At 65.2% G+C, this 11196-nt stretch carries 11 protein-coding genes; 4 read left to right on the top strand and 7 right to left on the bottom strand.

Features of this window, described 5'->3' with window-relative positions:
• Positions 1–64: 64 nt before the first annotated feature.
• Positions 65–1423, bottom strand: coding sequence for an MATE family efflux transporter (locus tag ACESY8_RS01420; protein ID WP_204681936.1), 1359 nt, complete (start codon positions 1421–1423; stop codon positions 65–67).
• A 69-nt stretch (positions 1424–1492) separates the two neighbouring features.
• Between ACESY8_RS01420 and ACESY8_RS01415 the strand changes: the two genes are divergently transcribed.
• Positions 1493–2326, top strand: a complete 834-nt coding sequence (locus ACESY8_RS01415) for a MerR family transcriptional regulator (protein ID WP_498794486.1) — start codon at positions 1493–1495, stop codon at positions 2324–2326.
• Here the strand turns inward: ACESY8_RS01415 and ACESY8_RS01410 are convergent.
• From ACESY8_RS01410 to ACESY8_RS01385, 6 genes are all read right to left on the bottom strand, one after another.
• Positions 2251–2754, bottom strand: a complete 504-nt coding sequence (locus ACESY8_RS01410) for a GreA/GreB family elongation factor (protein ID WP_009260804.1) — start codon at positions 2752–2754, stop codon at positions 2251–2253. The two genes, ACESY8_RS01415 and ACESY8_RS01410, sit on opposite strands and share 76 nt — an antisense overlap.
• A gap of 90 nt (positions 2755–2844) precedes the next feature.
• Positions 2845–3441, bottom strand: coding sequence for a glycerol-3-phosphate acyltransferase (locus ACESY8_RS01405; RefSeq protein ID WP_044943408.1), 597 nt, complete (start codon positions 3439–3441; stop codon positions 2845–2847).
• Between the two features lie 9 nt (positions 3442–3450).
• Positions 3451–4209 (bottom strand): peroxide stress protein YaaA, encoded by a 759-nt coding sequence (gene yaaA, locus ACESY8_RS01400; RefSeq protein WP_434307706.1) that lies wholly within the window; start codon positions 4207–4209, stop codon positions 3451–3453.
• A complete protein-coding gene (locus ACESY8_RS01395) occupies positions 4206–4607 on the bottom strand; it encodes a DUF3783 domain-containing protein (protein WP_226923835.1) in 402 nt (133 codons plus the stop codon). The genes yaaA and ACESY8_RS01395 overlap by 4 nt, the downstream gene beginning before the upstream one ends.
• A gap of 61 nt (positions 4608–4668) precedes the next feature.
• Entirely contained in the window at positions 4669–5049 is a 381-nt protein-coding gene (locus tag ACESY8_RS01390; RefSeq protein ID WP_054338633.1) for a DUF4363 family protein, read from the bottom strand.
• Positions 5046–5726 carry a DUF421 domain-containing protein gene (locus ACESY8_RS01385; RefSeq protein ID WP_007490707.1) on the bottom strand — a complete coding sequence of 227 codons (681 nt, stop codon included), beginning with the start codon at positions 5724–5726 and terminating at the stop codon, positions 5046–5048. The genes ACESY8_RS01390 and ACESY8_RS01385 overlap by 4 nt, the downstream gene beginning before the upstream one ends.
• Positions 5727–5859: 133 nt before the next feature.
• On the opposite strand from ACESY8_RS01385, the gene ACESY8_RS01380 reads away from it, so the two are divergent.
• The 3 genes from ACESY8_RS01380 to carB all read left to right on the top strand — a co-directional run bounded on the left by ACESY8_RS01380 (position 5860) and on the right by carB (position 11195).
• Positions 5860–6714 (top strand): metallophosphoesterase, encoded by an 855-nt coding sequence (locus tag ACESY8_RS01380; RefSeq protein ID WP_054338631.1) that lies wholly within the window; start codon positions 5860–5862, stop codon positions 6712–6714.
• A 178-nt stretch (positions 6715–6892) separates the two neighbouring features.
• The gene (locus ACESY8_RS01375) at positions 6893–7984 is read left to right on the top strand and encodes a carbamoyl phosphate synthase small subunit (protein ID WP_024724418.1); all 1092 of its coding nucleotides are present in this window, start codon (positions 6893–6895) and stop codon (positions 7982–7984) included.
• On the top strand, positions 7977–11195 hold the full coding sequence (gene carB, locus ACESY8_RS01370; protein WP_434307705.1) for a carbamoyl-phosphate synthase large subunit: 3219 nt from the start codon (positions 7977–7979) through the stop codon (positions 11193–11195). The genes ACESY8_RS01375 and carB overlap by 8 nt, the downstream gene beginning before the upstream one ends.
• Position 11196 lies beyond the last annotated feature (1 nt).

Genomic DNA, 11196 nt, shown 5'->3' with positions numbered 1-11196 from the left:
TTTCCCGACAGGCTGCGGCGCATGGCCTTTTGCCATGCGCCGTTTTGCCAGGTGGCGGGGAGGCTCAGTCCAGCGGCCTGGCATCCGGTATCCCATCCCTCTCCCCGCTGGCCTCCGGCCGGACCCGGCGGAAGTAGCGGATCAGGAAGAACAGGGTAATGAGCAGGCAGAGGGACTCGGACACCAGGGGGGAGAGCCAGATGCCGTTGGCACCGAAGAGAAAGGCGAGCGCCACCAGACAGCCGGAGATCAGCACCAGGCCCCGGCCAAAGGAGATGGTCAGGGAGGGGATGGGGTGCTCCATGGCGGTGAAGAAGCCGGAGATCACCACATTGAAGCCCACAAAGAGGAAGGCGAAGGAGTACAGCCGCAGAGCGGACACCGAAGAGGCGAACAGGGCGCTGTCCGGCTGGAGGAACAGGCCCACCACCGCCCCGGCCAGCACCTGACACAGGACAAAGAAGCCGGCGGCGAAGCAGGCGGCCAGGCGGATGCCGTAGGTGAGGAACTTGTGGCACACCGGCCGCTCCTCCGCCCCCAGGTGGTAGCTACACAGGGGCTGGATGCCGTGGGCGATGCCGATCACACTGTTAAGCACCAGGGTATTCACATAGCTGATGATGGTATAGGACACCAGGGCGTCGGGGCCGATGACACGCTGTATGATGTGGTTGAACAGGAAGATGACCATGCCGTTGGAGAGCTCGCTGAGGCCGTCGGCGGTACCCAGGGGGATAATGCGGCGGTAGGCGCCGGGGTCGGGCTTGAACCGGCCGAACCGCAGGGGATAGCGGTGGGTGAGAAAATAGACGACAAACACCGCCGTGGACGTGGCCTGGGCCAGCCCGGTGGCCAGGGCCGCCCCCCACACCCCCCAGTGGAGATGCATGACAAAGATGTAGTCCAGCACCACGTTCATCAGGCCGCAGGAGATGACGCCGATGATGCTGACATGGGGCGCGCCGTCGGCCTTGACCTGGACCTCCAGGTTGTAGGACACGGTGAAAAAAACGGAGAAGCAGGCGATGACCCCCACGTACTCCTTTACTAGGTGGTGGTTTTCCCCGGTGGCCCCCAGGAAGTCCGCCACCCAGTCCAGGTTGAACAGGACCAGCACCGCCAGGAGCAGGGTGGCGGCGATGACCACGAACAGGTTCTGGTTAAAGTAGTTGCGGGCCCGCTCCACGTCCTTCTGCCCCAGGGCGATGGACAGGACGGTGGAGGTGCCGGTGGCCAGCAGGATGCCCAGGGTGAACACCAGGGACACAAAGGGCAGGGACAGGTTGACGGCGGTGAGGGCGTGCTCTCCCACGCCCCAGGCCACGAACATGCCGTCCACCAGAGAGTAGAGTGAGAAGATCCACATGGACACGATGGACGGAACGGTGAATTTGAAAAAGCGGCGTACCAGGTTCAAGTTCATAACCCCCTCTTGTTAAGATCATGTTAAACCCTCGTACTATCCGAAAGTCAAGAGCCGGAGGGAAAAAAGTTGAAGCAATTTTATCAGATCCACGAGCTGGCCAAACTCTTTGATCTCTGCCCCGACACCCTGCGCTACTATGAGGAGAAGGGGCTGCTCCACCCGGTGCGGGGGGAGAACCGCTACCGCATGTACGGCATTCAGGACGTGTGTACCCTCAACATCATCCGCGCCCTGCGGGAGCTGGGCCTACCCACCCGGGCCATCCGCGCCTATCTGGAGCGCCGGTCGGTGGGGGAGACGCTGGCGCTGCTGGACCGGGAGGAGGCGCTGCTCCGCCGCCGCATGGCGGAGCTGGAGGCGGCTCTGGTGGAGGCGCGGGTCCGCCGGGCCCGTCTGGAGCGTTACCGCGGCGTGGAGGCCGGACGGGTGTCCTTCCGCCGGGAGGAGGCGCGGCCCTACGTGTTTCTGGAGGAGGACATCATCCTGGAAAAAGAGATCGACTTTCTGCTGAAAAAGCTGGAGCACCGCCACCAGGACTATCTCAAAATCATCGGCAGCCAGTGTATGGGGGCGGCGGTGGATGAGGAGTGGCTGTCCCGGGGAGTGTATAACCACTTCTCCCGGGTGTTCTTCCTCACGGAGCCGGGCCTGCCCTATGACGACGCCCTCCCGGCGGGGGAGTACGCCTGCCTCTATTACCGTGGGGCCTATGACCACCTGGAGGAGCACTGCGGCGTCCTGCTGGCGGGGATCGCGGCGGCGGGGCGCCCCCCCGCGGGGCCCCCCCCCCCCCCCCCCCCCCCCCCCGGGACAGTTTCATTGGTTCAAAAGCGGTTCAACGGCACCGAGCCGTCGTCGGCGCCCTTCTCGATGGCCTTCACCACCGCGTCATACCCGTAGGTGTCGTTGACCTGGATGTGGAACGTCTCCCCCACCTTCCGGCCCAGCAGAGCCTTCCCCAGAGGGGACTCCTTGCTGATGAGGCCGTGGAGGGCGTCCTGCCGCATGGTGGTGACCACCTGGTACACCTCGGTGTCCCCCTCGTCCTCCAGAAAGACGGTGACTCTGTCGTAGAGCTGCACCCCGTCGCTGGCCCCGGCGTCGGGGAGCACCACGGCGGTCTTGATCATGTTCTCCAGGAACCGGATGCGGCTCTCGTTGCGGTTTTTCTCCTGCTTGGCGGCCTTGTACTCGAAGTTCTCACTGAGATCGCCGAAGGCCCGGGCCTCCTTCACCGCATCCAGGAGCTGGGGCCGGAGCTGGATGCGGCGGTAGTCCAGCTCTTCCTTCATCATTTGAATGTCTTTTTTGGTCAGTTCATTGTGCATGGCGGAATCCCTCTTGTTCTATGTTGTTCCACCATTATACCACAAAGCGCCGGCGGAATGGTAGAATGCGCTATATTTTTCGGCTGGGGCTCAGCGGCCGCGGAATTTTCGCTCCTCCTCCCCCCGGAGGATGCGGCCCAGCCCCCGGATGTGCCGGGAGAGCATGATCAGGGCCAGAATCAGGGCCAGCAGCCCGGCCTCCCGGCCGCGGCAGAGAAAGGCCGGGGGGACAAACAGGGCGGGGATCACCACCGCCCCCAGGGGCAGCCAGCCGGAGAGCAGGGTGACGGCCAGTCCGGACAGACAGGCGGCCGTCCCCCACAGGGGGGAGAAGAGGATGAGGGCGGCGCAGGTGACGGCCACCCCCTTTCCGCCCCGGAAGCCCCGCCAGAGGGGGAAATTGTGGCCCAGCACCGCACCCAGCCCGGCCCACAGGCCGGACAGGCCGCCCAGGGCGGGGAAGAGCGCCCGGCACAGCCCAAAGGCCAGGGCGGTCTTGGCGATGTCTCCGGCCAGCACCACCGCCCCCCAGCCCTTTCCCAGCTCGTGGGCCAGATTGGCCATGCCGGGGTTTCCGGTGCCCAGGGCGGCGGCGCTTTTGCCGGTGCGGGCCCGGGCCACCAGCTCGGCGGTGAGGAAGCCGCCGCAGAGGTAGCCAACCAGCAGGCAGAGCAGACGTTGGAGCATGGAGACCTCCTAGTTCGCCCGCCCCTCCCGCAAAAATACGTAGGAGGCGGCGGTAGAGTGGGCGGGGGAGAAGCGGTAGTCCAGCCGGTCGAAGCCCTGGGCCGCCTCCGGCGTTTCGGCGTTCCGCTCCGCCAGGAAGCGTACCATCTCCCCCCGGGCCATCTTGACATAGACCCCCTTCTCCACCACCTTGTCTCCGTCCGTCTCGCCGAAGGTCACGTCGATCCACCGCACGGGAGGGGTTACCCAGGGGCGTACCGCTTTGGCGTACTCCGCCGAGGCCAGGTTGAGCAGGGTGTCCTCCCCGCCGGCGGTCAGCGTCCGGTACAGGGAATCGCCCCAGAAGTCGTAGAGGCTTTTGCAGAAGGGGGTGCTGCATCTGGCCCCCATCTCCAGCCGGTAGGGGAGCACGCCGTCGAAGGGGCGCAGCACCCCGTAAAAGCCGGAGAGGATGCGCAGGTGTGTCTCGGCATACTCGAACTGAGGCCGGGTGAACAGGTGGGGGGCCATGTACTGGTACTGGATGCCGTCGTAGGAGAGCAGGGCGGGGGTACCGGGGCGGCGGAGATCCATCTCCTGAAAGCGGCGGAAGTTCAGCTCCGCGATGCCGTCGTTACAGGCGAGCAGCTTTTTCAGGGCTGTGTAGTCCAGCCCCCGCAGCCACTCCGCCAGCACCGCCGCCCGCTCCAGCAGGGCGGGGGCCTGCCGGGGGGCGAGAAAGTCCCCGTCCTCCCGCATTTTCTTGGCGGGGGAGATGAGCAGCTTCATTCCCCGTCCTGTCCCTTCCGATGGGCGGCCTGGCCCTCTGCGATGGCCTGCCGCTCCCGGCACAGCTCGGCATGGAGGGCCACGGAGTCCCACTCCCGGTTGGTGGGGGTGAGCACCGCCTTCAGCCGGACGGGGGCGAGCTTCTGGCGGCGGAACGCCTGGAGGAACAGATCCAGCAGAGGGCCGGGGCAATTGACGATCAGGAGCATCTCGTCGTCAAAGCCGTCCCCGGAATAGGGCGTCTCCGGGACGGCCCCCTCCGCCAGCGCCCCCAGGGGCAGGCCGTAGGACTCCCTGGGCACCAGGGCGGTGCGCAGGCGCAGGGACAGGCACATACGGCGGATTTTGGCCCCCCGGGGGTTGTCCAGATTGTAGAGCAGAATGGTGGGTGTGTTCATGGGCATCAGCCTTCCTTTCACCCGCCATTGTACCGGGTTTTCCCCGGCCCGTCAACCGGGGCTAGAGGACGTTCTTCAGGGTAAACTGTTCGGCCTCGTAGAGCAGGGAGATCTGGGTCATGAGCCGGGCGTTGGCGGCGGAGTACTCCCCGGCCTCCTGGCAGGTGAGGAACTCGAGCACCTCCTGAAAACCGGTATAGATCTGATCGGTGTCGGAATGGCGCAGGAGGATGTGCAGGTAGCTGTCCCGGGACTGCCACTGTGTGAGGGCCTGCTCTGTGAGGACGCGGGCTTCCTCCCAGTCCCCGGTCTCCGCCCGGGCCTCCGCCTGCTCCAGAAGGGTGTTGAGCGCCCCGGTAAAGCCCCGCAGATAGAGGTTGTTGCACAGCGTTGCGCCGAACAGGGCAGCCAGCAGCAGGGCTGCGATCCACAGCCGCTTCATACCCGCCCCTCCTTCTCCGCCAGGTAGACCTGGTTCTGCTCATCCACAGTGAGGAGAAACACGTCCTGGCTGCGCTTTACGTGATGGGCCTTGAGCTGCCGGTCCAGCCAGATGTCGTCCAGTCCCCGCTGGCGCAGGTTGTGCTCCAGCACCCGGCCGTCGTTGATAATCACCAGGGGCAGGCCGGGCTCCTTTGGGTGCAGCTCCATCTGGGCCGCAGTGACGGGCTGCTGGGCCGCGTAGGGGAGGACGGAGATCTGTCCGTTGGTCTCCAAAATGGCGTATTTAATGGAATTGAGGTCGGTGATCCCCTTCATACGCAGCTCCTCCATCAGCTCGTCCACTGTAAAGCGGTTTTTCTGCATCTCCCGCTGGTGGAGCTTGCCGTTTTCCACGATGATGCTGGGACGGCCGCAGAGCACCGCACGGAAGCGGACGCTTTTCATGGTGAGCACCGACAGGGCCATGGTGAGGCAGAGGAGGGTGAGGATGGGGATGATGCCGGTGAGCAGAGGGATGCCGAAGTCCTGCATGGGCACGGCGGCCAGATCGGCGATAAGCAGGGCGAGCACCAGCTCCGAGGGCTCCAGCTCGCCCACCTGGCGCTTGCCCATGAGGCGGATGCCCACGATGATAAAGAGGTAGAGAATGATGGTGCGCAGAAATGCGATGACCATGAGAAGACCTCCCGCGGTAATGTTCACCGTTCAGTATGGCCGCCGCCGGGCGGATTATGTACGCAGGGGCCTTGACGCTGGGAGGGTATGGATGTTATAATATCGAAAATCAATAAAAGAAAGCGGCGAACGCATGAAAAAGCGGACGAAAGGAGTGCTGGCCGCCGCTCTGGCGGCAGCCGGGGTGTTTTTGCTGGCGGGTCTGGACGCCCGCCTGCTGGTACGCGCCTATACGGTGGAGAGCGGGAGACTCACCGGCCCGGTGCGGCTGGCGGTGCTCACCGATCTGCACGCCTGCGCCTATGGGGAGGGCCAGCGGGAGCTGCTGGATGCGGTGGCGGAGCAGTCACCCGACCTGGTACTGTTGTGCGGCGACATCGTGGACGACGAGCCCCGGATGCCGGAGGCGCGGGCGCTGGACACGGTGGAGGCCCTGGCGGCGGTATGGCCCACCTATTATGTCACCGGCAATCACGAGTTCTGGACGGGGCGGGTGGACGAGGTGAAGGCCCGGCTGGAGGAACGGGGCGCGGTTGTGCTGGCGGGGGACTGTGTGACGGTAACGGCGGCGGGACAGACGGTGCAGCTCTGCGGCATTGACGATCCCTCTGTGGGCGAGACCCGGTGGCGGGAGCAGCTGGAGGCGGTGACCGCCGCCCTGGATGGGGAGCACTGCTCCATTTTGATGACCCACCGGCCGGAGCGGACGGAGGACTACGCGGGCCGGGGCTTCGAGCTGGTGCTGGCGGGCCACGCCCACGGGGGCCAGTGGCGGCTGCCCGGCCTGCTCAACGGCCTGTTTGCCCCCGACCAGGGGCTGTTTCCCACCTACGCCGGCGGCCGGTATGCACTGGGGGACACCACCCTGCTCGTCAGCCGGGGGCTGGCCCGGGAGAGCACCCGGCTGCCCCGGTTCTATAACCGCCCGGAGCTGGTGATGGTGGAGCTGCGCCCCGGGCTGGAGGAATTTCCTGCAAAAAAAGAATGAGGTCAAAATCTTATTTTTAACTTTTGGGGCGTATTGCCGTGGGAAAATCGGCAATACGCCCTCTCTTTTTGTCCAAATCCACGGTTTTTGCTTCCGGGCGCAAAAGGGTGTTGTCAGGCGGGAGGTTTTCGGTTACAATCGTACAGATAACTTGGGAACGAAAGGCGTGATGCAGAAGATGAAAGCGACCTTGATCCTGGAAAACGGTATGACCTTCGCGGGCCGCAGCATCGGCTCCGGTGAGGAGCGGATCTGCGAGATGGTGTTCAACACCTCCATGACCGGCTATCAGGAGATCCTGACCGACCCCTCCTACGCCGGACAGGGCATTGTGATGAGCTATCCCCTCATCGGCAACTACGGCGTCAATCACGAGGACAACGAATCCACCCGCCCCTGGGCGGAGGCGTTCATCGTCCGCCACCTGGCCCGGCGCGGCAGCAACTTCCGCTGCGAGGACGGGCTGGATTCCTATTTGAAGCAATTTCATATCACCGGCATTGAGGGCGTCGACACCCGTGCCTTAACGAGAATACTCCGCAGTCAGGGGACCATGAACGGCATGATCACCTGTGCGGAGCATTTTTCTGTCCCGGAGTGCCTGGAGCGCATCCGGGCCTACCGGGTGGAGGGCACCGTGGAGCGGGTGACCCGCAGGGAGGCTCAGGTGTACCCCGCCCTGGGGGAGCGGCGGCTCCGGGTGGCCCTGATGGACTACGGTGTGAAGGAGAACATGATCCGCTGCCTCCAGAACCGGGGCTGTGAGGTGACGGTGTTCCCCGCCCGCACCCCGGCGGAGGCGGTGCTCTCCGGCGGGTTCGACGGGGTGATGCTCTCCAACGGCCCCGGCGATCCGGCGGACAACGTGGAGATCATCACGGAGGTTCGGAAGCTCTATGAGAGTGAGCTGCCCCTCTTTGCCGTCTGCCTGGGCCACCAGCTCCTGGCCCTGGCCACCGGGGCGGAGACCCGCAAGATGCGCTTCGGCCACCGGGGGGGCAATCACCCGGTGAAGGATCTGGAGCACGGCCGGGCCTATATCACCAGCCAGAACCATGGCTATGTGGTTACCGCCGAGAGCGTGGACCCGGCGGTGGCGGAGGTGTCCCACATCAACGTCAACGAGGGCAGCGTGGAGGGCCTGCGCTACCGGCGGCCCAACTGCTTCACCGTCCAGTTCCACCCGGAGGCCGCCCCCGGCCCCATGGACACCGAGTATCTGTTTGACCGCTTTGTGGACAGCATGAAGGGAGGACGCGCCCATGCCTAAGAATCCCAATATCAAAAAGGTGCTGGTGCTGGGCTCCGGCCCCATTGTCATCGGCCAGGCCGCCGAGTTTGACTACGCCGGCACCCAGGCCTGCCGCGCTCTCAAGGAGGAGGGCGTGGAGGTGGTGCTGGTCAACTCCAACCCCGCCACCATCATGACCGACAAGGACATCGCCGACCACGTGTATATCGAGCCGCTGAACCTGGCCAGCGTGGAGCAGGTCATCGCCAAGGAGCGGCCCGACTCCATCCTGCCCACCCTGGGCGGCCAGACCGGGCTGAACCTGGCCATGAACCTCCACGAGCAGGGCATCCTGGAGAAGTACGGCGTGCGCCTGCTGGGCACCAGCCCGGAGTCCATCCGCAAGGCGGAGGACCGCCAGGGCTTCAAGGACGCCATGGAGGCCATCGGCCAGCCCTGCGTCACCAGCGACGTGGTGGAGAGCGTGGAGGCCGCGGTGGAGTTCGCCGGGCGCATCGGCTATCCGGTCATCGTCCGGCCCGCCTATACCCTGGGGGGCTCCGGCGGCGGCATCGCCTACGACGAGCCCTCCCTGCGGGAGATCGCCGACCGGGGCATCCACCTGTCCCGGGTGGGCCAGGTGCTCATCGAGCGGTGCATCTCCGGCTGGAAGGAGATCGAGTTCGAGGTCATGCGGGACTCCGCCGGCAACGTCATCCAGATCTGCTCCATGGAGAACATCGACCCCGTGGGCGTCCACACCGGCGACTCCATCGTGGTGGCCCCCACCCAGACCCTGGCCAACCGGGAGTACCAGATGCTCCGCTCCGCCTCTCTCAACATCATCTCCGCCCTGGGCATCGAGGGCGGGTGCAACGTACAACTGGCCCTCAACCCCGACTCCTTCGAGTACGCGGTCATCGAGGTCAACCCCCGCGTGTCCCGATCTTCCGCCCTGGCCTCCAAGGCCACCGGCTACCCCATCGCCAAGGTGGCCGCCAAGGTGGCCCTGGGCTACACCCTGGACGAGATCCCCAACGCGGTGACCGGCAAGACCACCGCCTGCTTCGAGCCAACCCTGGACTACTGCGTGCTCAAGCTGCCCCGCCTGCCCTTTGACAAGTTCACCACCGCCAGCCGTACCCTGGGCACCCAGATGAAGGCCACCGGCGAGGTGATGGCCATCGGCAATTCCTTCGAGGGGGCGCTGATGAAGGCCATCCGCTCCCTGGAGCTGCCGGTGAAGTCCCTCCGCCTGCCCGGTCTGGACGAGCTGTATACCGAGGAGATCGAGGACCGCCTGGTGAACATCGACGATCAGCGGCTCTTTGTGGTGGCCGAGGCCCTGCGCCGGGGCTTCTCTCCGGAGAAGATCAACAAGATCACCAAGTACGACCTGTGGTTCCTCGACCGCTTCCAGAACATCGTGGACATGGAGGACGCCCTGGATCACGGCCGCCTGGACGGCGACACCCTGCGCCGGGCCAAGGAGATGGGCTTCTCCGACGCGTGGATCGCCGCCCTCTCCGGCCGGGAGCAGAAGGAGATCAAGGCCCTGCGGGAGTCCTTCGGCATCCGCCCGGCCTTCAAGATGGTGGACACCTGCGCCGCCGAGTTCGAGGCCCAGACCCCCTATTACTACTCCACCTACGACCAGGAGAACGAGGCCGCCGGGGCCAGCCGGGCGGATGATGGCGCGGAGAAACGGAAGGTGCTGGTGCTGGGCTCCGGCCCCATCCGCATCGGTCAGGGCATTGAGTTCGACTACTGTTCGGTCCACTCGGTCTGGGCCTTCAAGCGTCTGGGCTATGAGACCATCATCATCAACAACAACCCGGAGACCGTGTCCACCGACTTCGATGTGGCGGATAAGCTCTACTTTGAGCCGCTGACCGCCGAGGACGTGCAGGCGGTGGTGGAGCTGGAGAAGCCCTGGGGCGCGGTGGTGCAGTTCGGCGGCCAGACCGCCATCAAGCTGGCCCAGGCCCTTACCGACATGGGCGTGCCCATCCTGGGCACCTCCGCCGACGGCGTGGACGCCGCCGAGGATCGGGAGCGGTTTGACGAGATTTTGAACCAGTGCGGCATCCCCCGGGCCGCCGGCCGCACGGTGTTCACCACCGAGCAGGCCCTGGCCGCCGCCCACGAGGTGGGCTATCCCGTGCTGGTGCGCCCCTCCTACGTGCTGGGCGGCCAAGGCATGGAGATCGCCTACAACGACCGCAACATCACCGAGTTCATGCGCATCATCAACCAGGTGGAGCAGGAGCACCCCATCCTGGTGGATAAGTACCTCATGGGCCGGGAGGTGGAGGTGGACGGCGTGTTTGACGGGGAGGAGCTGCTCATCCCCGGCATCATGGAGCACATTGAGCGGGCTGGCGTCCACTCCGGCGACTCCATCTCGGTCTATCCCCCCATCCACATCGAGGACAGGCACAAGCAGACCATCCTGAAGTACACCTATGACCTGTCCCGCGCCCTGGGCGTGGTGGGCCTGGTCAACATCCAGTTCGTCATCTATGACGACCAGGTGTATGTCATCGAGGTCAATCCACGCTCCTCCCGTACCATCCCCTATATCTCCAAGGTCACCGGCGTGCCCATCATCGACCTGGCCACCAGGGTGATGCTGGGGCAGAAGCTGCGCGACCTGGGCTACGGCACGGGCATCTACCGGGAGGCGGACTACTACGCCGTCAAGATGCCGGTGTTCTCCTTCGAGAAGCTCACCGACGTGGACACCGGCCTGGGCCCCGAGATGAAGTCCACCGGCGAGTGCCTGGGCCTGGCCGAGTCCTTCCCCCAGGCGCTGCTCAAGGCCTTCAAGGGGGCCGGTATGAAGGCCCCCAAGAAGGGCGGGCGCATCATCGTTACCGTCAAGGACGAGGACAAGGACGAGATGATTGGCATCGCCAGGGGCTTCTATGATATGGGCATTGAGCTTCTCGCCACCAGTGGCACCTGCAAGGCGCTCAACGAGGCGGGCATACCCGCCCGCTGGGTGGCCCGCGTGTCAGAGGCCCACCCCAACATCCTGGACATGATCGCCTCCGGCACCGTGGATCTGGTCATCAACACCCCCACCCGCGGCCGCCGCCACGATACCGACGGCTTCAAGATCCGCCGCTCTACCGTGGAGCACTCCGTGGCCTGCATCACCGCCATCGACACCGCCCGGGCCATGCTCACCGTCCGCACCCAGGGCCGGGCCGCTGAGCTGCGCCCCATCGACATCACTGAAATCTGAG

It is taken from the genome of Clostridium sp. ATCC BAA-442 (assembly GCF_964239415.1).
Lineage (GTDB): Bacteria > Bacillota > Clostridia > Oscillospirales > Oscillospiraceae > Flavonifractor > Flavonifractor plautii.
The sequence above is the reverse complement of the archived record's forward strand: the minus strand, read 5'-3'. Positions and strand labels throughout refer to the sequence as shown.